Consider the following 22,918-nt stretch of genomic DNA (forward strand, 5'->3'; position numbering starts at 1 on the left):
GTGGGTGCCGTGTCAGAGCAGGGCTGCGCCCGCGAGGCCAGTGCCGGCCTGCTGCCAGCCACTGGAGGTACAACCGAGCATGTCTACGACGATGAAGCCCACAGAGAGCGGAACGGCCTTCCTGCTGACGCCGGTCAGCGAGAGTGCCGACAAAATATTCACCCTGGAGCAGATTGACGACGAGCAGCGCTGGATCGCCGAATCGGCGGCCACCTTTGTCATGCGCGAAGTTCTCCCCAAGCTAGAGGCTGTTGAACACCAGGAGCCGGGCGTCATGCCCTCACTTGTCAAAAAGGCCGGCGAGCAGGGCCTGCTCATGATCGACATCCCTGAGCAATATGGTGGGGCCGAACTGGGTCTGCTCACCAGCGCCGTCGTCGCCTCCTCCATTCACGAAGCCTCGTTCAGCGTGGCCTTCGGCGCCCACACGACCATCGGCACCCTGCCGATCGTCTTCTATGGCACAGAAGAGCAGAAGCGCAAGTACCTGCCGAAGCTGGCCACGGGTGAATGGATCTCCGCCTACGCTCTGACCGAGCCGGGCGTCGGCTCTGATGCCATGAACCTCAGCACAACGGCGCGCCTCTCCGAGGACGGCAAATACTACCTGCTCAACGGTACCAAGCAGTGGATCTCGAACGCCGGCTTTGCCGACCTCATGGTAGTCTTCGCGCGCGTTGACGGCCAGCGACCCTCGGCCTTCATCGTCGAGACAAGCTGGCCGGGCATCTCCACCGGCACCGAAGAGCGCAAGATGGGCATCAAGGGGTCCTCAACGCGCCAGGTCTACTTTGAGAACACGCCGGTGCCCGTCGAAAACCTGCTGGGTGAGCTGCACAAGGGCTACAAGATCGCCTTCAACATCCTCAACATCGGGCGTCTCAAGCTTGGTGCTGGCGCCGTTGGGGGAGCGCGCACGGCCCTCGACCTGGCCGCCGCCTACACCACCGAGCGCCAGGCCTTCGGCAAATACCTGCACGAATTCGGCATGATCCAGAAGAAGCTAGCGCGCATGGCTGCCGAGACCTACGCTGCCGAAAGCGAGGTCTTCCGCACCGCCGCCAACATCGAGAACGCCCGTCTTGGAGCTGGGGAGAACACCGACCAGGTCTTCAAGGCCATCGAAGAGTTTGCCATCGAGGACTCCATTGCCAAGGTCCACGGTAGTGAGGTGCTAGCCTTCGTCGTTGACGAGGGCGTCCAGATCTTCGGCGGCTACGGCTACATGCAGGAATATCCGATCGAGAAAGCCTATCGCGACGCGCGCATCCAGCGCATCTTCGAGGGCACCAACGAGATCAACCGTCTGGTAGCCGCCGGTACTCTCTTCCGCCGCGTCCTGGGCGGTAAGATCGACCTCATGCAGCGCTACCCGGCCATCGAGGCCCGCATCAAGGCGGGTGAGGCCCTGTCGGCTCCGGGCGACGAGGTGCCTGCCGAGCTACGGGCTGCCGTCCATGCCGTCGAGCGAGCCAAAGATGTCGCCATCTATGCCGGCATGCGTGTCGCCATGCGCTACATGCAGGCCCTGGAGAACGAAGAGGAGTTCATCGAGTACCTGGCCAACCTGCTGATCGACATCTACGCCAGCGATAGCGCCCTGGCGCGTGCCATCCAGGCCATTCGCCGCGGCGACGAGAACAGTGCCCTGCATAGCAAGCTGGCGCAGCTGGCGACCTGGCTGGCCCATTCGCGTATCCGCCTCAATCTAGACCAGATGATCATGACCTACTTTGAGCCGGAGGCGGTCAGCGAGGAGCTGGCGCGCGTGCGCGCCTACATCGGCGACTACCAGGTGAACGGTGTGGCGCTGCAGCGCGAGATCGCCGCCGAAGTTGTGGCCAAGAAAGGCTATCCGCTGCCGCACTTCTAGATCGGCTCAACGCTGGCCACGGCCAGCAGGGGGCAACGAAGCAGATCGCCAGATTCTCTCTCCTGCCCCCAAAGCTATCCGCTGTGGATAGCGTGACCGAGTGCCAAAGGCCGACGGCGGTTGGGGGGCAGTGGGCATGGGCTGCCGGGCTATTGCCGTGCTGTGCCAGCCCACTCTTCCACCACCGCCGCCGGCTGGTCTCCCCTTACAGCGTGCGCGGGCCAGCCTTCCTGTCCTGAGCGACAGGCGAGGTGAGAAAGAAGCGCCTGAAGCCAGAAGCAAGGAGTCTATGGAGAACAAGAGTCAACGACCCTTACAGGTTGGCGACGTCCTGACCTACGAGCGCACCTTTAGCGCGGAGGACATCCGCCTCTTTGCCGAACTCTCGGGCGACAAAGGCCGGCATCACATGCAGCCTGACGCCCAGGGGCGGCTGATGGTCCAGGGCCTGCTTACTGCCAGCATCCCCACCAGGCTGGGCGGCGACCTCAACTTTATCGCGCGCACGATGCACATGGAATTTCTGCGCCCGGTCTTTGCCGGCGATCGCATCCGCTGCGAAATGACCGTCAGCCGTCTCGAACCAGGCGACGGCTACCTCTCGCTCGAACTGATCTCGGTCTGCCGCAACCAGCATGGCAAGGAGGTACTGCGCGGAAGCGCCCAGGGCATTATTCGCCAGATAACGGCCCCCTGACTGGCGGGCTGCCGGCAGCTGAGAGCGGGACGTCTGACTGACTGACTCTGCCGCTGGCCTGGCGCCGTAGCCCGCCTGCCGTGAGCGTTGCTGCAGCACCTGTTCTGTTATGTTCAGCAACATACGCAGAGCAGAGCAGAGCAGACAAAACTCATCCTGCCAGCGGGCGGCAAACGAAAGCTGTCCAGGCAGGCGCCCAATTGTCACAACAAGCCGATACGAGGAGCAGATCCCCTATGATAGATGCTGTCATTGTCAGTGCCGTACGCACACCGATCGGACGCGCCAACAAAGGCGCCCTCAAGGACGTTCGTCCAGACGACCTGGCCGCCTTTGCCATTCGTGGCGCCCTTGATCGCGTACCGCAGCTCGACCCTGCGCTGATCGAAGACGTCATTTTAGGCTGTGCCTTCCCCGAAGGCGAGCAGGGCATGAACATGGCGCGCATCGTCGCCCCGCTGGCGGGCCTGCCGGAGACCTGTGGAGGCGTCACCGTCAACCGCTTCTGTGCCTCCAGCCTGCAGGCCGTCAACATGGCCGCTCAGAGCATCATGCTGGGCCAGGGCGAGGCCATCGTCGCCGCCGGCGTTGAGAGCATGTCGCGTGTCCCGATGGGCGGCTTCAACCCCAGCTTCAACCCGCGCCTCATCAAGCCTGTTGAGGGCGAGCAATACGACTGGCCCTATCCGCCCACCGAGCAGGAATACGGCTTCTACAGCTACATCCCGATGGGCATGACCGCTGAGAACCTGGCGCGCAAATACAACATCAGCCGCCAGGCCCAGGACGCCTTTGCCCTGCGCAGTCACCAGCGGGCCGTGGCCGCCATTGACAGCGGCTTCTTCAAGCGTGAGATCATCCCGGTCAAGCTGCCTGATGGGCGCCTTATGGAGACCGATGAGGGACCGCGGCGCGACACCTCGCTAGAAAAGCTTGCCGCTCTGGAGCCGGCCTTCATCAAAGACGGCACCGTCACCGCCGGCAACTCCAGTCCCCTCAACGACGGAGCCGCTGCTGTGGTGCTCATGTCTGCTGACAAAGCCCGCGAGCTTGGCATTCAGCCGCTCGCGCGCGTCGTCGCGATGGCCGTCGCCGGCGTGCGGCCCGACATCATGGGCATCGGGCCTGTCCCGGCGGTCAAGAAAGTCCTGCAGCGCGCACGCATGCAACTCAGCGACATTGACATCATCGAACTCAACGAAGCCTTCGCCGTTCAGAATCTGGCCGTCATCCAGGAGCTGGGCATCGATGAAGAGAAGCTCAACCCGCACGGAGGTGCCATTGCCCTGGGCCATCCCCTGGGCTGCAGCGGCGCCCGCATCGTCGCCACCCTCATCAACGACCTGCAGACCGCCGGCAAGACCCTGGGTCTGGCCACCCTCTGTGTTGGTGGCGGCCAGGGCGTAGCGACCATCATCGAGAGGTTGTCGTAGTCATGGGGTACCAGATTCGCAAAGCAGCGGTCATCGGGGCCGGCGTCATGGGGGCCGCCATCGCCGCCCATCTCGCCAACGTCGGCATTCCCAGCCTCCTGCTGGACATCGTGCCGCCTGACGCTGGCGCGGACCGCAACCGTGTCGCGCGCACCGGCCTGGAGCGCGCCCTCAAGGCTCGCCCTGCCGCCTTCTACAGTCCGAAAAAAGCCAGGCTCATCACTGTTGGCAACATCGAAGACAACCTGCAAGAAGCAGCGCAGGCCGACTGGATCGTCGAAGCCGTCTTTGAGCGCCTCGACGTCAAGCAGCAACTCTATGACAGATTGGAGCCGCTGCTAGGGGAGAGCACCATCGTCAGCTCCAACACCTCTGGTCTGCCAGCTCACCTGCTGACCGCCGGGCGCAGCGAGCGCTTCCGTCGCCACTTCCTCATCACCCACTTCTTCAACCCGGTGCGCTACATGCGCCTGCTGGAGATCGTCCCCGACCAGCAGACCGACCCGGAGCTGGTCAGCTTCATGCAGGAGTTTGCCACCGAGGTACTGGGCAAGGGCGTCGTCCTGGCCAAAGATACACCCAACTTCATTGCCAACCGCATCGGCGTCTACGGCTTCCTGTCGACCATTCGCCGGGCCCTCGAAGAGGGCTACAGCGTCAGCGAAGTCGACGCCATTCTCGGCCCCAGCATGGGGCGACCCAAATCGGCAGTCTTCCGCACCGCCGACCTTTCTGGCCTCGACACCCTGGTCCACGTCGCCGACAACATCTACGAGAACGCCCCCGACGATCCCGAGCGCGAAGTCTTCCGCGTGCCCGAAGTCGTGCGCGAGCTCGTACGGCGCGGCTGGCTGGGAGAGAAGAGCGGCCAGGGCTTCTACAAGCGCATCAAGAACCCCGGTGGCGAGTCCACCATTCTTGAACTGAACCTGCAGACCCTCGAATACCAGCCGCAGCAGAAGCCACGCTTCGAATCCATCGGGGCCGCGCGCAACATCGACGATCCTGCCGAGCGCATGTTGACCGTCCTCAATGGCAACGATCGGGCGGCCCAACTGGCGCGCGAGACCCTGGCTGACTCGCTCATCTACGCCGCGCAGCTGGCCCCAGAGATTGCCGACAGCATCGTCGCCGTCGACCAGGCCATGCGCTGGGGCTTCAACTTCGATCTCGGCAGCTTCGAAGGCTGGGACATTCTCCTGGCGCATCCCGAGACACTCTATCGTGTGCTGCGGGCCCATCCATCCTTTAAAGACGTCAGCGAAGAGCAGGCGCCGGCCACTCTCAGCGCCCTGGTCGAAAAGCACGGCTCCCGTCTCCCTGAGCTGGTGAGCCAGGTCATCACCCAGGGAGAAGGCTGCTTCTACAGCGGCCCCATTGGGCAGCGGCGCTACTTCGACTTCCGCAGCGGCAGCTACCAGCCACTGCCACAACTGGGCGGCAGCATCTCCCTCAGCGTGGCCAAAGCCCAAAGCAAGGTCATCCGCGAGAACGGCTCGGCCTCGCTGATCGATCTGGGCGATGGCATTGTCTGCGTCGAATTCCACACCAAGATGAACGCCATCGACCAGGACATCATCGAGATGCTCCATTACGCCGTCGAAGAGGGACAGAAGCAGTACCGGGCCATTGTCATCGCCAACGATGCCCCGGACTTCTCGGCAGGGGCCAACCTCTTCCTCATGCTCGTCGGCGCGCGTAACGGCCAATGGGAGATGCTGGAGCAGGCCGTCAACTCCTTCCAGCAGGTCAATATGCTTCTCAAGTACAGCCCCATCCCGGTTGTGGTCGCGCCCACCGGGCGCACCCTGGGTGGTGGCTGTGAAATCGTCATGCACAGCAGCCACGTCCGCGCCCACGCCGAGACCTACATCGGCCTCGTCGAAGTCGGGGCCGGTCTCATCCCGGGTGGGGGCGGCGTCAAAGAGCTGCTGCTACGCCACGGGGCCCGTCTCGAAGATCAGCAATCGCGTAGTGCTGGGGGACCATTTGCCGCCCCGCGGCGCGTCTTTGAAATCGTGGCGATGGCCACTGTCGCCACCAGCGCTGTCGAGGCCCAGGAATACCGCTTCCTGCGCAAGAGCGACAGCATCACCACCAATCGCGATCTCCTGCTGCGCGACGCTAAGGCCGACGCCCTGCGCCTGGCTGAAGCGCGCGAAGCGGGACGCTGGCAGCCACCGCAGCCGGCCATGCTGCTGCTGCCCGGACCAGGTGGGCGCCTGGTGCTGGAGCAGCAGATTGACAACATGCTCCTCACGGGCAAGATCACCGAGCACGATGCCGTCATCGGGCGCCACCTGGCGCGCATCGTCACCGGTGGCAACACCTCGCCGCTGACGCCCCTGACCGAGCAACAGGTGCTCGATCTGGAGCGCGAGGCTTTCCTGAGCCTCTGCGGCATGGAGAAGACACAGGAGCGCATGCAGGCCATTCTCATGACTGGCAAGCCCCTGCGCAACTAACCTTGCTCACGAGCGAGCGAACAAACGAGCAACCAACAACATCGCATTGATCGGGCCAAGCTCAAGCAAAGCGGGCCTGGGGTCAGGCCGCGTGCGACGCAGCGCGCGGCGGCCCCAGGTCGCCGCAGCGACCGCCGCCTCGCGGGCAAGCGCGTCTACTCTCCCCGAGCGAGGTCATCCCGGAGCGGTGCAGCGCTGCCAGCCAAGTGCACCAGGACAGCAAAGCAGGATCGCCTCCGCGCAGAAGCGGAGGCCTAGCCGCAAGGAAAGGAAAGGAGCCGAGTCCGTCATGGCGATCGACATCAGCAAGGCTTCACTCAAAGAGCTTGGTCAACTGGGAGGAGACGCCATCATCGTTGGCGAGATCGATGAAAAGCTCGTCAACCTGCCGACCTATCGCGAGCTGTACCAGCGTTGGGAGAAGCAGCAATGGAGCACCCAGGACATCGACTTCAGCGCTGACCGCCAGCAATGGGGCCAGATCGAGGAGGCGGCTCGTCCGGTGCACATCAGCGGCTTCGTCGTCTTCTTCCAGGGGGAAGTCAGCGTCACTCATACCCTCATCCCCTACTGCGCCGCTGCCCCCAAAGAAGAGCAGCGCATCTTTCTCACCACCCAGCTCGTTGACGAAGCGCGCCATTCCGTCTTCTTTGACCGTTTCTTCCGCGAGGCTTTGGGCTTTGAGGGCGAAGACATCGAGGCCCTGCTTGTCCAGATCCGTCCCCTGCTGCGCGAAAGCGAGCGGCAGGTCCTGATGGAGGGCCTGGTCGAGATTGGCCAGCGCATCCAGGCCGAGCCGGAGAAGCTGGAGCACCTGGTCGAAGGCGTCACCCTCTACCACATCATCACCGAAGGCACCCTGGCCCTGGCCGGCCAGCGCAGCATGCTCAACCGCAACAAGCGCATGGGCTGGTATCCGGGCTTCCAGCAAGGTTTCAACGCCATTGCCCGCGACGAATCGCGCCACGTCCTCTTCGGCGTGCGCTTCCTACGCGACATGGTGCAGGAGGATGCCCGTTATGCCGGAGTCATTCGTGACACCATCCAGAAATGGATGCCGCAGATTCACGACATCCTCTATCTCTCGGACTTCCAGCGTGCCTTGTTGAGCAGCTTTGGCGAAGACCCCGACGAACTCCTCAGGTTTGGCATGAACTCGCTGCGCAAGAAGCTCAAGGTCATCGGCGTTCCCTCTGACTTCCTGCCAGCGGTTGCCTAGCCTGGCTTGAGGCGAGCGAGCTGAGCTAGCGATAGAGCAAGGAGGCGCGGGTCTTTGTGGGGGTGTGGAGGCCCGTGCCCCCCTTTGAAAGTCACAGCCGAGGAGAATCTGTCTGCCTGGCCTGCCAGTCGTGAAGATGCCAGGCTGCCAGATTCTTCTTGGTTATTCAGTTATTCCGCTTGCGAATATAATCTGCTGAAAAGCCCCACCTCTCCCATCATATCTTGCAGATAATTACACAAGATTACCAGTAAGAGTCAGAAGACAAAGGATCTAATGATACGTATTATACTTTATCTTAGTAAAGGGGAAATAGAGTCAATTCAGCTTGTCGTCTGCAGTGTCCTGGTGCGCCCACAAGAATATTACTATATGACTGATTTCGGAGCCTTTCGGCGTCAGCCCGAGCACTATGCGCCTGGAGCTGTTCGCTTCCTGATTGTGCGTATGCCTGGGCGCATCGAGGCTATCGTCAAGAGATGGTATGCGCTGATCCAGCAGAAAGGAGAAGGGTCCTCATGAAGGCGCTGCGTGACCTGACCCACGAGCTGGCGATTGATCAGGCGATTCGGGCAATTGACAGTCGCACCACGCTGCGGATTGCTCTGTCCCACGACGATGGCCAGTATGATCGAGAACAGCTCAAGACCATGCTGCAGTATGGCTACCTGCATGAGGTAGAGGGCATAACGTCCTCAACGGACATGACGAAGATCGCGAGGGGGCCATTGACGCTTTTCGCACCGCCTATGCCTGCTGGCGGGCGCTTGCCTTTCTGCCTCGGGGAGAGAGAGCCGCCGATCCTGCCCATCCTGGATTGCAGCTCATCGAGCAAGAGCTGGCCGAAGAAGGTCTGCCTCCGGCCCTCAACCTGGCCTTTCGTCTGGGGATTGCTGGCCTCCTGGGAGAGCGCAACGCCGAAGTGCGGCTTGACCTGAGCCATTTCCGGCTTGATCCGAGCAGCGACCTGGGAGACCGTTGGCGCGACGGACTGCTCCAACGCATCTGTTGCGCCTTCCTCCTGCTCGTCAGAAAAGACGGCGGCTGGAGCGATATTGACCAGGCCCTGGAGTATGTCCAGCAACTGCGCCAGGAACAGAAACGCGGCGAAGCTCGCTATCTAGAGCAGCAACCGGAGGAGCGTCAGCCCTGGGTGGCGGTCGAGCTGCTGGCCCTCTATCACGCCCTGCGCCTCATCTCGCTCGTGGGTAGCTATCTGCTTGGCAAAGAGCCAGGCTCGCAGCGACTTCGGCTTCGGCTGGACCGTCACCATAGCGAAGCCGTCACCCTCCTGTTACGCTGTCAACTCGTTCCCCTGGCCCATCTGGTCGATCTGCTCTGGCTCGGCTGTCATGCCCTGGTGCAAAACGCCCTCTGGACCCATGCCGAGCGTCTTGATCCGGTCACGCGCGCCTTCATCGAGTCCCTCACTTCACGGGCGCGTGCGCAACCAGTACTAGAACTCTGGCCTGGCCAACAACAGGCCCTTGAGCGACACCTCCTTGACACCTATCGCCGTGCAATCGTCGTCGAGATGCCTACCAGCGGAGGTAAGACCCTGTTAGCCAAATTCGTCATGCTCCAGACCAGAGCCTTGCAGCCGGAGGCGCGCATTGCCTACGTTGTGCCGACGCGCGCCCTGGTCAATCAAATCACCCTTGACCTGCGCCATGACTTCCAGGGCCTGGAGCTGCCGGGTGGTCCCCTGCACATTGAGCAAACTGTCCCCGCCTTTGAGCTTGATCCGACCGAGGGCCGCCTGCTTACGGACGCTATTGACGTCCTTGTCACCACCCCAGAAAAACTTGATTTACTCATCAGAGCTCGTCATCCCGTTGTCAGGGACCTGGCTCTGATCATTGTCGACGAAGCCCACAACCTCGGCGATGGCGACCGCGGTCTCCGCCTCGAGCTCCTGCTTGGTATGATCAAGCGCGACTTCCCGCGCTCACGCTTCCTGCTGCTCTCACCGTTCGTACCAAATGCCGACGAACTCCTGCGCTGGCTTGGCAATGACCGCTCTCCGCTGCCTATTGTCCTCGACTGGAAGCCTGGCCGCAAAGTAACAGGCCTCATCTACGAAGAATCGGGCCGGCAGGCAGCACAGCAAAGAAGCCTCATCTTTGAAACAGTACCCTCCATCCACTCCACCGAGATCGAACCGGGGCAACGGATTACACTGGGACCTCTGGCGCAGCCCCGCAACAGCAAAGAGAAGCTCTCGGCAGCGGCAGCGGCCATTTTTGCAGAGAGAGGAAGCGTGCTGGTGCTTTGCCGTGGCCCGCTCACCGCCGTCAAACGTGCTCGGCAAATCAGTCGGGGGCGCCAGCCGGTCGCCTCGCATGAGCTGCTTGATGCCACCTGTCACTACATTGCCGTCGAACAGGGGCCAGACAGCCCCCTGATCGCCTGCCTTGAGCGCGGCGTAGCCTATCATCATAGTGGCCTCTCCCCTGAGCTACGCTGGCTCATCGAAGATCTCATTCGCGCCCAAGTCGTCCACGTCGTCTGTGGCACTACCACCCTCGCCCAGGGTGTGCACTTCCCCATCGCCACCGTAGTCATCGAAACGCTCAAAAAAGGCTCAGAGGACCTCTCTTTCCAGGACTTCGGAAACATTGCTGGCAGGGCCGGGCGGACCCTTATCGATAGCATCGGCATCGTTGCCCTACCGGTGTCCACATCGCAGCAGAAGGAGGATGTTCGCAACTTCCTCCGGCAGGAGGCCCAGCAGGTGATCAGTCAGCTGATCGAGGTTCTCGCCCGGATCGATAGCCTGGAAGCCAAGTTCACCATCGACTTCGTGCGCAAGCACAGGCTCCTTTCCCCCCTCTTGCAGTTTATTGCCCATGCCGTGCACCTTTTTAACTACCAGACCGTCAGAGAAGAGCTGGAGGACCTCATTCAATCCAGTCTGGCCTATCATCAACTTCGGAAAAAGGATGAAGAAGCGCTGAAAAAGCTCTTTATTCTCTCTCATCGTTATCTAGAGACCCTGCGCACGAACCGCCACCTGGCTCTGGCGGACCAGACCGGTTTTTCCACCCCAAGCGTCAACTGGTTACTTGCCCAGAGGAGCGAGTATCCCGAGCTGACGCAGCCTGAAAACTGGCAGCCAGACCATCTCTTTCGTGATGACCCGCTGCCGCTCTTCAGGCGCTTACAACTGATCGCGCAACTGCCAGAGATTGATCTCTCCAACAAGCGGCGCAAGCCTCTCTCACTCCCTCAGCTAGCTCAGACGATGACTGCCTGGGTCAATGGCCAGCCCCTGCACGTGCTGGCCCGGCTCGCAGAGCAGCAACCCGCATCTGAGCAAGCTTCTGGCGAGCTGGATACCGATTTCTTCAGCCAGCTCAGCCTCATTTCCTGGGGGATGGGGGCTTTAGAGACTATCTATCTCAGCGGCCAGGAAGCGCCCGACCGCGGCGAGGCCCCCTATGTTCCGGCGATGCTCTACTTCGGCGTGCGTCGCAAAGAAGCAGTCTGGCTGCGCATGAGCGGTGTACCGCGCCCCGTAGCCGAGGGCCTGGCCCAGCTCTGGAAGAAGGAAGAACGCGGCGAGCCTGCAAACTTCTCCCAGATTCGTCGTTGGGTGAACAGTCTCAGCGAAGCTCAATGGCAAGAAGCCCTTGCCAGAACTGCTCCCACCGGCCTGACAGCGCGTGACCTGCGCGTGATCTGGGGCAGCCTGACCGGAGAGAGTAGGGCAAGATAGGAGCGGTCTCAGGGGGAAAGCAAGCTGCCGACAAAAAGCCAGGCTGGTGACAGCAGGAAGCAGAACCAGCCTGGCCTGAGTTGATCAACCCTCTTACCCGCCTTGCCTGATCAAAGGAAAAAGAAGGCAATCCAGCGATCCCGACGGATCAGGGCCCGAGCGCTAGAAATAGGCCTTCTCCGTCTGGGCGTCGAAGAGATGGATCTGATCGGTGTCAACGTGCAACTTCAGTGGCTCACCGACCACCGGATGTGAGCGCGGATCGAGGCGAGCCACCACGGTGGTGCCATTGGCCGACATATGGACCTGGACCTCGCTGCCCAAATGCTCCACCACATCGACCGGAGCCATAATCATGGAAGCCGTATCGGCGCCCGCCGGCAGCAGAGTAGCATCGCGCAAATGCTCGGGGCGAATACCAAAGATCACCTGGCGCCCCTTGGCCGCGCGCGCCTTCTCCACATAGCAGGCTGGCACCTGCACCCGCCCGAAACCATCCAGCACGATGCTCACCCCGCCATCGTCGTCCGCCACCTGGGCGCCCGGGAAGAAATTCATCGCCGGCGAGCCGATAAAGCCAGCCACGAACATATTGGCCGGATGGTCGTACAGCTCCTGTGGAGGCCCCATCTGCTGAATCTCCCCCTGATGCAAGACCACGATGCGGTCCCCCATCGTCATCGCCTCCACCTGGTCGTGGGTCACATACACAAAAGTCGTCTGCACCCGCCGGTGCAGCTTAATGATCTCTGCCCGCATCTGCACACGTAACTTGGCGTCCAGGTTTGACAGAGGCTCATCCATCAGGAAGACCTGCGCATCGCGCACAATGGCACGTCCAAGCGCCACGCGCTGTCGCTGGCCACCGGAGAGTTCCTTAGGCTTGCGATTGAGAAGATGGGCGATTTCGAGGATCTCAGCGGCGTCCTGAACCCGCTTCTTAATCTCCTGGCGGGAGACACCGCGGAGCTTGAGGCTGAAGGCCATATTGTCGAAGACGTTCATGTGAGGATAGAGGGCGTAGTTCTGGAAGACCATCGCCACATTGCGCTCTTTCGGCTCCACGCCATTCACCAGCATATCGCCGATGTAGATCTCCCCAGCAGTTGGCTCCTCTAGCCCAGCGATCATGCGCAGACAGGTACTCTTGCCGCACCCCGATGGGCCAACAAGGACCAGAAACTCTTGGTCCTTCACCTCAAGGTTGATGTCGCGGACCACATCAACCTTTTCAAACCGCTTGTAAACGTGTACAAAGCTTACACGGGCCATACTAACTCCTTTTCGCTCTTGCTGGCAGATCCCTTCCTGAATCTGCCAGGGCCTTTGGGGAAGAGCTATCGCTTGGTGCCACGTTGCAACTGACTGCGAGGTCAGAAGGGAGTCAACGGGGCTTCTTCGCGCACCAGTTACCCAGAGGGCCAGGTCGAGATTCTCCTCACCCCCACCTGGGCAAGCGCTATGTAGAGTATATACACAATACCCACTAATTGCAATGCACACTCCTTGCGGGCGCAAACGAAAGCGGGGCTACCTCGAGCGTCGACAGGCCGCCATATGCGCTCGGGATAGGTGCGCCAGTGGCTGGCCGACGTCTGGCCAGCGAGACCCGTGCTGGGGAAGAAAGAGCACCACCCAGTTGGCAGGCGAGCACTGGTATTTGACTGGCAGCCTGCTTATTCGTCTATACTATGATACACAAGACAGGATCAACCTTCGCCAGCGCTCGTCGGTGCCGAAGACCAGCCCAAAGGTCCTAACTAGCGAGCGGCGATTGAGCGGGAGTGAAGGCGCGAGCCTGTGTAATCGAGCTGTCAGCTTGCTAGCCTACAAAAGTAGATGGAGAGCCATAACGTTGCGCACAATGCCATCATAACATTGATTGAAATATGTAGTCTCTCTGTCAAATTTCAAAAAAGGTAAGGCTGCCTCTAGACAAGAGGAGATGTTTTCATGCATACTATGAGTGTGCGTTACCGAGTATGTTGCTAACAAGTAGCGTACATTGTTATCACAATCGCTGAGTGGCTATTGACATCGCTCAACCGCAGGGGATCGCCCTGGAGACCTTATTGATCGCTTGATCCAGACCAGAGAAGGGGAGGAAACCATGCTGACGACCAAGGAACAGGGTAGCGAAGTCGCGCGCTTACTCAAGCAGATCAGCGATGAGTATGAAGCAGCCCAGCGCGGCCTGAGCGGGCTGGCCTGTGGTGTCTCGCGCCACGACTTTATCACTGCCAGAATGGAGCACCTGGGCCAGCTTCACAACCAGCTCCAGGCCATTGTAGGCGACGCGGCCATTGCGATGATCGCGGAGCGGCTCAATACCCTGCACTAGGGAGCCGGCGAGGCTCTTCCAGGCAAAACGGCCCCCTGGGCCGTTTTTTTTTCTGGTCGAGAGAGGGGTCTGCCATTCAGCAAAGGCTGGGGTGCCGGGGTTGTGTCTGATAGAGGGAAAGAAAGGCAGGGATGGAGGGAGAGCCATCCCTGCCTGCTGTGGAAGAGCAACGCGGATCGGAAACACTACATCGCCACGAGCGGCGGACAGAGAAAGTGATTCTGGGACGTTTCCCCTGTCAGTGCGCTGTAGCTGAGCTGTGCCCTTGCTGTTGTGCGCTCTCTCTGCCTGAGCCTGTCAGAAGCGTGCCCCTTTCTGGATTCTTCCTTGTTCTCCCCACCCTCCGGGCCAGCCTCCTGCAAGCGGGACGCTGATGGCCACAGGTGAGCGAGCGAGGGAGTCGGCGAGGTCACGTTTGCTGTAGTCGAAGATGATGAAAGATTTTCCGAACACATCCTTCATCAAGGCAGCGTTCTAACAGGCTTGCTCACCCAATCATTTGCCGCATTGCTCGGACACAAAGCCGAAGGCGACTCAACAGGCCCGCTGGCGGGTGCGCCAGCCGGATTAAGGCCGCACTTCCTCCAGAGAAAGCAGGCGCCGTTCTGGTTCTGCAGAGACTGCGACTCGGGCCTCCTCATCAAGAGAAAGGCGCCGACCGGGCCAGACAGCGCTCACCACATACTCAGTTTCCTCATAGAGGAACGTTTCTTGATCGAAAACATTGTATTCTTCATCGAAGAAGCATTGGAGCCAGGCGGTCAAATCTTCCGAGCTCAGGCCCGGGGCGCCCTCGCAGACGAACCATTCAGCGATGCCCTGCAAGTAGGTGCGGTAGTCTGGTGTGAGGGGATAGCGCCGCTGGATCAGATAAGTCTTCTCCTCGATCTCCTCATAGCCAGCTTCGCGGAGGTAGCCGGCCAATTTTGAGCCGACCCAGCTATCTTCGAAGGGATAGCCGTGCTCGACGCGAATGCGCTCCCAGCGCTCGCGGGCCTGGAAGACGCGGGCCTGGAGAGCGGGATCAATCGTATGGAAGCGCAGTGTCCCGAAATCGATATCCTTCACAATCAGGCGGCCTCCGGGCGCGAGGTACTGACCGAGCATCTTGAAGGTCTTGACAGGTTCAGGCAGATACTGGCTAACATTGGCGCTGAAGATGGCGTCAACGGAACCATGCGCGAGAGGCAGCTGCTCTAAGGGAGCCAGCTTATACTCGACCTGGGGGGCGTACCAGGTGCCCGCGCTGCGTCGCCGGGCGGTTACCAGGGCTTCGACCGAGATATCCACGCCGATAATGCGTCCTTGGGGGCCGATGGCCTGGGCGAGCAGAGGAACCCAGAGGCCGGGGCCACAGCCGGCGTCAACCACCAGGCTTCCCGCCTTGAGCTGGAGATCGCGCACCATCTGTTCGCGCTCTGCTGCTTTGCAGCGGTGGTGCATTTCCAACCAGGCAACCGCGTTCAGAGGAAGCCCGCATTCGTTACCAAAGACCGGATTATTCGCTGCCATAGTACAATCCTCGCCTTCGCGCACGTGGCGCAAACAAAGGTTTCTTCAATGGTGAGGAGAGTATAACATGCAGCCCTCTGAGAAGACAATAGTGTGTGTACATTTGTAGGAATTTTGTAATACTTTGTTCATGATCCAGGCAGCCTTCGAAAGTTTCAACGCTCCCTATCATGCAATCTGGCAAGTGGACACGATGCGCGAACACTGCACGCTATACGCTGTAACCCCCTCTCAAGCCACTTCCTATCTGCGGTGAGCCTGCCTGTCTCGATATTAAAATGTTGTAATAAATCGAAGGATACATGAAAATGCGTTCATGGAAGAAAACGCTCTGGTAATCTGCTCCATCGACGTGATATAATCGGCTCAGGCAAATCCTTTCCCAGCAACCATATCAGGCAAGAAGAGAGCACGTACTGGCACGTCTTCGATGCCGCCTCTCAACGCACGCACGCACGCACGCACGTTTGCACCGTTCGCCCGTAGCCGCAGCTGGCGCCTCTGCTGATCTGGCGGCTAGCTAGCGCACCCGTCTGGTAAGGAAGGAGCACTGACTGACATGAAGCAAGGACACGACTCTTCGCGCCCGCCGCGTCGCAGGCAGCGGGCTGCCGGGCCAGAAGCGCGTCCTCCGGCGCGTACCCGTGGTCGTCATGCTAATGCTGGTGTGATCAAGCGCAGGCGGAGCCGGGGCGGGGCCCGCGCTGCCGAATCGGCCATGCCGGCATCCACAAGTCTGACTCCCTTCAGCCTGACCCTGCAGCGCATTCTCAAGCGCGACCGCGCGCGCATCGCCCAGTTTGCCAGCTCTCTCGGGGTCTCTGAAAATACGGTCTATCGCTGGATGAATGGTCAATCCGAGCCGCGTCCCTCCTCTTTGAGGCAGATTCTGGAGGTAATGCCTGAGCATCGTCGCGAGCTGCAGGAGGCTATCGAGCAAAGTTTCCCGAATGTGCTCGATCTGCCCCCGGCTGGTGAGATCCCGACTGTTTCCCGCGACTTATATCGGCAGGTCTTAGAGTTGCGCGCGACGATCGTCCAGAGTGACAGCCGGCGCTGGCAGATGATTCAGCTTATTTTCGAGGCAGCCATCAAGCATCTTGATCCCGAGCAGCGTGGTCTGGCGTTAACCTATGCCGAGCTCATGCCGCCGCGAGCTGATGGCATTCACTCCCTCTATGAGGCTGAGATCCGAGCGACCAGCCCCTGGTCGGAGACCCAAGAGAGTCGGGCCTTTCTCGGCAGCACTACCCTGGCTGGCACTGCGGCCATGCTCCAGCGCCTCCAAACCTGGAGCGAGCTGGACCGTGAGCAGCGCCATCAATTTGTTGCGGAAGAGTTCGAGCGCAGCGCCTGTGCCTGTCCGGTCTTGTTCGCGGGCCGCTGCGCTGGGGTGCTGATTGCCTCCAGTACCCAGGCTGATTTCTTCTCGCCGCCGGTTTGTCAAGCTGTCAACGAATATGCTCTGCTGGTGGCTCTGGCCCTGCCTGAGTCGGCTTTCTATGATCCCTCGCTGATCCACTTGCGTCCAATGCCCGATATTCGCTGGCAGCGCGAGGAGATTAGCCGGACCTTTGTCAATCGGGTGATCGCTTGTGCGCGCCGTTTCCAGCTCTCCCGTCCAGAGGCCGAGAAGCGCGTGCGCATGGAGATAGAGGAGGAATTTGAGCAGCTGGCCCCCATGCATTTTGCGCTCTCGAGCGAGCGGCCATGAGCCGACGAGGAGAGTGAGCACCGCCTGTGTGACGCTCTCCTCTCGCGGCCCATCCTCGTCCTCGCTCTGGTCCTTTCCTGCTGGTACCTGACCTGGAGCGCCGGGCGAGGCCGGAGCCTGATTCTGGTGGAGAGCTGGGCCAGGGTCTGGTGACAGGTCTCAAGCTGGCTGGCTGGGTACTGCTTGTTCGAGCGAGGCTCATACTCAGCATTTTTCTTGACAGGGGGGGCATGATCTGCTAGCTTTTTGGTACACGCATTCAGACAATTGACTCTCTTTGAGGAGCAAGCTCATGCAGTCTCCAGAGCCGGCAGGTGCCTCGCAGGGGAGCGGCCAGAGCCAGCGCGAGCCGGAGCCGACCATCGCTGCTGATTCCCTTTCTGCCAATGCTTCAGGGGGAGCTGCCCGCCAGATGCAGGAGCGGGCAAGAGAAGAACCATCACCCGCTGCAGCCGCCGAGCCAGCGACGAGCGATTTCGTCTATCCGCCGCCGCCGGCGTTTTATGAGCGTCTCGCCCTTGAGGAAGAAAGGCGCAGCGCTCGGCCAGCGACTCCCGCTCCGCCCTCCTCCTTTCCGCCGCTCACCTCTGCTGAGGCCCCTCGGCGAGCGGGCAAGGCTCCCTCTGCCCCTCCTGCGCCCTCCCCGTTACCGTATCCGGGCCGCCCCGCGGACCCCGATCCCGTCGCGACCGCCAGAAGACGCTCGAGACGCATTATCTGGATCTCGCTCGGGATTCTCGCCCTGGCCTTTTTCGCCTGCATCGGAGTCGCCATCTGGGCCTTTGCTGGTCCTTTCAATCAGCTTGAGCAGCAATACAACGGCCTCACTGCCCTGGTGAACGACTACTATGGCGATATCCAGCGTCAGGACTACGTCCATGCTTTTCAGGATCTGCAACCTGAGGGCTTCCATGCCCACCTCACGCAGCAGGAGTTTGTCCAGGAGGCCCATGACTTCGATACTCGCTACGGGCCGCTCCTGAGCTATAGCATCCGTTCGCTGCCAAACTTTGGCCTGGAGGAAGGCCCGACCTATACCGTAGAGGTCGATGTCATGCGCAGTCACTTGTCCTACACGGTCCTGCTGACTGTACGTCAGGTCGGCAACACCTGGAAAATCGTCGACTTCGATCGCATCTGACCAGCCCCCCTGATTCCCGTCTCCGCCTGGCTCTGGCCCGGCGCTTGAGGCAACAGCTGACGGCTGGTGGCAGCGCCTGCTCGCTGGTCGGCGTAACGGGGGCACCAGAGCAAGGAGGCGCGCAAGCAAAAAGCGAACCGGACATTCAGGACTACCTGCGTCCGGTTCGCTGTGGAGGGCGCAAACCAGTAAGTGAAGCTACAACTCTGTGCTCTGACTCTCTAACAGGCTAGCTGTTATGCGCCGTGGTAGCATTCTGATTGTTCTGCGTCGAGAGGCGTGACTGCAGCTTGGCCTGCAACTTGGCCACCGGCGTCGGCGTCTCGCGCCCCACGCAGGCGCGCAGATCACCGCGGTAGAAGCGCCAGGTGCTGCCAACTTTATGCCCTGTGAGCTGGCCAGACCACATCAGGCGGTAGAGCGTCGAGCGGCTGACGCGCAGATAGTTCATGGCCTCTTTGAAGGTCAACAGCACATCGTCATCTTGCATAACTGGCATTGCCATCGATTCTCTCCTTACGACCGATTGATGAGTTCACCGCTCATGAAGAGCATTTCTTGAATACTGAGAGCTATATGTAGATATATTGCCTCAACGCTGGTTATCCTAACCTACTTTGATACACTTTTTTATGGAGATCCGGTTAACATCGGGTTAAGTTTTGGCCCCGATCGTTCCGCATTCATAACCATCTATCTAGAAGGGAAGCGCGGCTAGAGAGAAAGAAAGGAAGAGAGGCGACCCGCGTGGTACAGCGCCGTGCGGCTGAAGAGCGTCTGCTCTGCCGGGAGCGAGCCAGGCACTGTGGAGGGAAGCCTGAGCGAGCGTGGCCTGCGGTGCTGCTAGCTGGGCGGACCAGCGAGCGTACGAGCGAGAGAAGAGAGATGAGCAACCCAGCGAGGAGTGAGGCCATACTGGCAGCGGAGCTGGACCACAGGCGGGTCAGGCCGTTGGATGGATGGCGCCTCTTCTTGCGAATGAAGTTTCCTCCCTTCACTCAAGACTCGACAGGTGTAGGGGCGGTGAAGGTATAGCCAACGCCGGGCACAGTTGTAATATAGCGTGGCTGGTTGGCATTCGGCTCGATCTTCTGGCGCAAATGGCGGATATGGGTCTTCACCAGGCCTGAGTCGCCGGCCTCATCGTAGCCCCAGACACGTTCGATGATCATGTCGGTCGTCAGGACCTGGCCGGTGTGGGTCATTAGCAGATGCAGCAGGCGGCTCTCCGTGGGAGTCAGACGGATCTTCACGCCATCGCGCACCACCTCATGGCGCATGGCATCCAGCGAGAAGGGTCCCACTGTGATGGTTGACGAACTGGCGGAGCCGCGCACATTCGAGGCTCGGCGCAGAATCGCCTTAATCCGTGCTAGCAACTGACGTGGGCTAAAGGGCTTGCGCAGGTAGTCGTCGGCCCCCAACTCCAGCCCGCGGATCTCATCCTCCTCCTGATCATGGGCTGTCAGAATCAGCACCATTGAATTGGTCTCATTGCGCATCTGGCGGCAGACCTCGAAACCGTCGATCTTGGGCATCTCAACATCCAGAATCACCAGGTCGGGCAGTGTCTCGCGCCAGCGCTTGATCGCCTGCTCGCCGTCGAAGGCGCGCACTACCTCGTAGCCATGCCCTTTGAGCCAGTAGCTCAGGATGTCCACCATATCGCGGTCGTCATCCGCTACCAGGATCTTCACGTGTCTTTCCTCCTGATTTGCAAGCCTGTAGCTGCTCTTCTCCCCCAATGGGGACGGATCGGCGTGTGTTCGTGGCTGTAGCTAGCCGGTCGAGCTTTCACTGCTAGTAACGGGTTGTGCTCAGGGGAGTAACAGCATGATACAATCTGGGCTATGACCAGTCACCTAATTGGCTACCTTGTCGTGCCAATCCTGGACCCCTGGCCCTCTCTCTCCTTCTGCCGGCGCTTCAGCGCTGCAGCGGCCAGATCGGACGGACAGACGCCGGAGGAGGGCTGCGTGAGGCAAGGCGGGGTCAGCAAGTGACGCGCCCCTCATCGAGGGAGGGGCGGCAAACAGCTCACCAGAGGAAGGAGTACGAGCAGTATGACGAGTGCCCAGTCCAGCGCGCCAGGACGCGAGGAGTTGCTGGCGCAGGCGCGGGCGGTGGCCTTGCAGGCCCATGCGCCCTATTCCCATTTCCGTGTTGGCGCGGTTGTTGTGGCCGATGGCCAGCTCTATCGCGGGGTCAATATCGAGATCTCCAGCTATGGACTGACGCTCTGCGCCGAGCGCGCGGCCCTGGCTGCGGCTGTCAGCGCCGGTGCAGGCCAGATCACCCATGTGGCTGTCGCCTGTATCGATGCGCCGCCTTCCGCTCCCGCTTCGGCGCGTACTCTGTGTGGGGCCTGTCGCCAATGGTTGGCCGATCTGGCCCCACAGGCGACCATCTATATCGATGGGTTGGAAGAAAGCTTTACGGTCAAGGAGCTGTTGCCCTACGCTTTCGTCCTTTAGTGCCTGCGCCTGAAAGCTTGCCGGCCCGGCGACCGACCGGGCCCGGCTTCGCATGCAAGATGTCGGCTGACCCTCTTCTTCCCTCAGCACTTGCTTTTATCTCCACCAATACGATATCTGGTGAAAATGATCGATTTCTGGTACAATATAAGCAGCGTGTTCCAGCATGGCTGATTGCTGGCCATGCCGGCCCCAGTTAGGAAGTGTACCTTGCCAGCCGGTTGCTTGTTCCTTCAACGCTGAGGAGGACATATGTTCCGAACATTTCAGCTGCCTACTCCTTCCATCGGAATTGAAGAAGAGTTCCAGCTTGTCGACCCACAGACAGGCCGCCTTATGCCCGGCGTCCACACCATCCTTGAGAAAGGAGCCTCCCAATTTGGTGAACAGCTCAAGCCCGAGATGCTGCAGTCCACAATTGAGCTGATCAGTCCGATCTATCCCAACATCACCGCCGCGCGTTTGGAGACCCAGCAGTTGCGTGCTCGACTGGCGCGGCTGGTGAGTCAGGAGGGTCTGGCCCTGGTAAGTGCTGGCACGCATCCGGGCGGCTTGTGGCAGGAGCAGCAGCGATCGAACCATCCCCGCTATGTCGAGCTTGAAGAGGAATTTCAGGACGTAGGTCGCTCGATTCTCATCTTTGGCCTCCATGTCCATATCGGCGTCGAGAACAACGACATCGCCATTGCTCTGATGAACCAGGTTCGCACCTGGTTGCCTCATCTGCTGGCGCTGTCGTCCAATTCGCCTTTCTGGGGCAACCGCTTCACTGGCTTGAAGTCGTATCGTGCTGTCGTCTGGAAGCGTTTCCCACGTAGCGGCCTGCCGGAGGTCTTCCCTAGCTGGGGCGATTTTGATCGCTATGTGCAGGCGCTCATTGAGAGCGGCTGCATCGATAATGCTAAAAAGATTTGGTGGGATCTCCGCCCCCATCCGTTCTTTAAGACGCTGGAGTTTCGCGTGTTCGATATGCCAGCGACCATCGAAGATACTCTGGCGCTGGCGGCGCTCTGTCAGGCTCTCGTGGCGAAGCTGACCTGGCTTTACAAGCATGGGATGGGACTCCATGTCATGCCACGCGATTACCTGGACGAGAATAAGTGGCGCGCCATGCGCTACGGCCTTGATGCGCAGGTCATCGATTTCGTGAACCATCGCACGCTGCCCATGCGCGATGCCATTCATGAGCTGCTCGACTTTGTCGATGATGTCCTCGACGATCTGGGCACGCGCCGCGAGATCAATTATCTGCGCTTTCTGCTCGATGACCCCCGTGGTACTGGTGCTGATCGCCAGATCGCTATCTGGAACGAAACTCACAGTTTCCTGGCCGTTGTCCGCTACCTGATCGAGACGACGCTCGAAGGTGTCCCGCTCGACTCCCTGTCTGATCGACAGTCCCTGATAACCCGATCCGAGTGAGGTTCTGGCGCTGGTTTGCTCTGGCTGCCCAGCGCTTGACCTTGTAGGACACGACCGGCTCCTATGGGCTCTATGGCTATTCCCTGCAGTGACGAGGCTCTTGGGCGACGGTGGCGGATCTGCGCCTCTCGCCTGTGGTGGGGGAAGCGCTGTCTCGACCGGGGCGGCGCTCTGCTCCGTAGCGCTGTCGTGAGCGCTTCCGTGCGTTCTCCCCCTGGCTGGCGCTCTGGAAGAGGGCCTTTCTGCGAGGTGCGGCTTGCGCTTCCCTGTGAGAAGGTGTATACTTCTCGGGAACAGACCACTAGCCAACACTGCGGAGAAGGCAGGCGCTCACTGCTCTGGCAGATGGGCGCTGCTCTTCTCCCTGTTCCAGGAGTTTTGAGGACGAGCGATGAAAGTCATTCTCCTTCAGGATGTAGCGGGGCTGGGCAAAGCCGGCGATGTGAAAGAGGTCGCCAATGGCTACGCGCGTAATTATTTGCTGCCGCGCAAGCTGGCTGCCGGAGCAACACCAGCCTTGCTGGCCAATCGCGAGCAGCGGGTGGCGGCGGAGCGGCGCCGGCTGGAAAAGCAAGAGCAGCTCAACCGTCAGCTTGCCGAGCGTCTGAGCCAGGTCTCCCTGACCTTCAAGGCGCGTGTGGGTCGTAACGGACGGCTCTATGGTTCGGTGACAAGCCAGGATATTGCCGATGGCCTCCGCCAGGCCGAGGGCCTGACGATTGATCGTCGCCTCATTGATCTGTCCAGTCCCATTCGGTCAATCGGTACCTTTGAGGTCCCGGTGAGAGTGGCCCGTAATCTTGTCCCGCGCATTACCGTGCGCGTGATCGATCAGGATGCTGCTGGGTCCGAGGGAGCGGTGGCGGCTGAGACCGCTGGACAGACAGAGGCCACGCAGGAAGAGTAAAG

18 protein-coding genes are annotated in these 22,918 nt (G+C 60.5%); 14 read left to right on the forward strand and 4 right to left on the reverse strand.

The features are described 5' to 3' along the window. Window positions 1-79: 79 nt before the first annotated feature. The 8 genes from N688_RS01585 (at window position 80) to N688_RS01615 (ending at window position 11,405) form a co-directional block, all read left to right on the forward strand. Window positions 80-1,873 (forward strand): acyl-CoA dehydrogenase family protein, encoded by a 1,794-nt coding sequence (locus tag N688_RS01585; protein ID WP_052887649.1) that lies wholly within the window; start codon window positions 80-82, stop codon window positions 1,871-1,873. A 289-nt stretch (window positions 1,874-2,162) separates the two neighbouring features. Further along, window positions 2,163-2,570, forward strand: a complete 408-nt coding sequence (locus N688_RS01590) for a MaoC family dehydratase (RefSeq protein WP_052887650.1) — start codon at window positions 2,163-2,165, stop codon at window positions 2,568-2,570. Between the two features lie 236 nt (window positions 2,571-2,806). Continuing rightward, complete coding sequence (locus N688_RS01595; protein WP_052887651.1) at window positions 2,807-4,003, forward strand: thiolase family protein; 1,197 nt, start codon at window positions 2,807-2,809, stop codon at window positions 4,001-4,003. Between the two features lie 2 nt (window positions 4,004-4,005). Further along, window positions 4,006-6,468: a 3-hydroxyacyl-CoA dehydrogenase/enoyl-CoA hydratase family protein gene (locus tag N688_RS01600; protein WP_052887652.1), complete on the forward strand. Its 2,463-nt coding sequence runs from the start codon at window positions 4,006-4,008 to the stop codon at window positions 6,466-6,468. A 289-nt stretch (window positions 6,469-6,757) separates the two neighbouring features. After that, the gene (locus N688_RS01605) at window positions 6,758-7,687 is read left to right on the forward strand and encodes a ribonucleotide-diphosphate reductase subunit beta (RefSeq protein ID WP_052887653.1); all 930 of its coding nucleotides are present in this window, start codon (window positions 6,758-6,760) and stop codon (window positions 7,685-7,687) included. 276 nt (window positions 7,688-7,963) lie between these two features. Further along, entirely contained in the window at window positions 7,964-8,209 is a 246-nt protein-coding gene (locus N688_RS22605) for a hypothetical protein (RefSeq protein ID WP_156025242.1), read from the forward strand. Then, on the forward strand, window positions 8,206-8,625 hold the full coding sequence (locus N688_RS23450) for a hypothetical protein (RefSeq protein WP_238321057.1): 420 nt from the start codon (window positions 8,206-8,208) through the stop codon (window positions 8,623-8,625). Before N688_RS22605 ends, N688_RS23450 begins: the two co-directional genes overlap by 4 nt. Next, the gene (locus tag N688_RS01615) at window positions 8,514-11,405 is read left to right on the forward strand and encodes a DEAD/DEAH box helicase (RefSeq protein ID WP_238321105.1); all 2,892 of its coding nucleotides are present in this window, start codon (window positions 8,514-8,516) and stop codon (window positions 11,403-11,405) included. The genes N688_RS23450 and N688_RS01615 overlap by 112 nt, the downstream gene beginning before the upstream one ends. A gap of 162 nt (window positions 11,406-11,567) precedes the next feature. On the opposite strand, the gene N688_RS01620 is transcribed toward N688_RS01615, so the two are convergent. Beyond that, window positions 11,568-12,677, reverse strand: a complete 1,110-nt coding sequence (locus N688_RS01620) for an ABC transporter ATP-binding protein (protein ID WP_052887656.1) — start codon at window positions 12,675-12,677, stop codon at window positions 11,568-11,570. A gap of 838 nt (window positions 12,678-13,515) precedes the next feature. On the opposite strand from N688_RS01620, the gene N688_RS01625 reads away from it, so the two are divergent. Then, window positions 13,516-13,746: a hypothetical protein gene (locus tag N688_RS01625; RefSeq protein ID WP_052887657.1), complete on the forward strand. Its 231-nt coding sequence runs from the start codon at window positions 13,516-13,518 to the stop codon at window positions 13,744-13,746. A gap of 567 nt (window positions 13,747-14,313) precedes the next feature. On the opposite strand, the gene N688_RS01630 is transcribed toward N688_RS01625, so the two are convergent. Next, window positions 14,314-15,258, reverse strand: a complete 945-nt coding sequence (locus tag N688_RS01630; RefSeq protein ID WP_052887658.1) for a methyltransferase domain-containing protein — start codon at window positions 15,256-15,258, stop codon at window positions 14,314-14,316. Between the two features lie 559 nt (window positions 15,259-15,817). On the opposite strand from N688_RS01630, the gene N688_RS01635 reads away from it, so the two are divergent. Continuing rightward, window positions 15,818-16,972 (forward strand): helix-turn-helix domain-containing protein, encoded by a 1,155-nt coding sequence (locus tag N688_RS01635; protein ID WP_052887659.1) that lies wholly within the window; start codon window positions 15,818-15,820, stop codon window positions 16,970-16,972. Between the two features lie 292 nt (window positions 16,973-17,264). Next, the gene (locus tag N688_RS01640; protein ID WP_052887660.1) at window positions 17,265-18,113 is read left to right on the forward strand and encodes a hypothetical protein; all 849 of its coding nucleotides are present in this window, start codon (window positions 17,265-17,267) and stop codon (window positions 18,111-18,113) included. A 229-nt stretch (window positions 18,114-18,342) separates the two neighbouring features. On the opposite strand, the gene N688_RS01645 is transcribed toward N688_RS01640, so the two are convergent. Further along, window positions 18,343-18,618 (reverse strand): helix-turn-helix domain-containing protein, encoded by a 276-nt coding sequence (locus tag N688_RS01645; RefSeq protein WP_052887661.1) that lies wholly within the window; start codon window positions 18,616-18,618, stop codon window positions 18,343-18,345. A gap of 493 nt (window positions 18,619-19,111) precedes the next feature. Further along, the gene (locus N688_RS01650; protein ID WP_052887662.1) at window positions 19,112-19,810 is read right to left on the reverse strand and encodes a response regulator transcription factor; all 699 of its coding nucleotides are present in this window, start codon (window positions 19,808-19,810) and stop codon (window positions 19,112-19,114) included. 366 nt (window positions 19,811-20,176) lie between these two features. Between N688_RS01650 and N688_RS01655 the strand changes: the two genes are divergently transcribed. The 3 genes from N688_RS01655 to rplI all read left to right on the forward strand — a co-directional run bounded on the left by N688_RS01655 (window position 20,177) and on the right by rplI (window position 22,916). Further along, on the forward strand, window positions 20,177-20,587 hold the full coding sequence (locus N688_RS01655) for a cytidine deaminase (protein ID WP_052887663.1): 411 nt from the start codon (window positions 20,177-20,179) through the stop codon (window positions 20,585-20,587). Between the two features lie 252 nt (window positions 20,588-20,839). Continuing rightward, window positions 20,840-22,009 (forward strand): carboxylate-amine ligase, encoded by a 1,170-nt coding sequence (locus tag N688_RS01660; RefSeq protein WP_052887664.1) that lies wholly within the window; start codon window positions 20,840-20,842, stop codon window positions 22,007-22,009. A 391-nt stretch (window positions 22,010-22,400) separates the two neighbouring features. Continuing rightward, a complete protein-coding gene (gene rplI / locus N688_RS01665) occupies window positions 22,401-22,916 on the forward strand; it encodes a 50S ribosomal protein L9 (protein WP_081838401.1) in 516 nt (171 codons plus the stop codon). Window positions 22,917-22,918 lie beyond the last annotated feature (2 nt).

Source organism: Thermogemmatispora carboxidivorans, assembly GCF_000702505.1.
In the GTDB taxonomy this organism is placed as follows: Bacteria; Chloroflexota; Ktedonobacteria; order Ktedonobacterales; family Ktedonobacteraceae; genus Thermogemmatispora; species Thermogemmatispora carboxidivorans.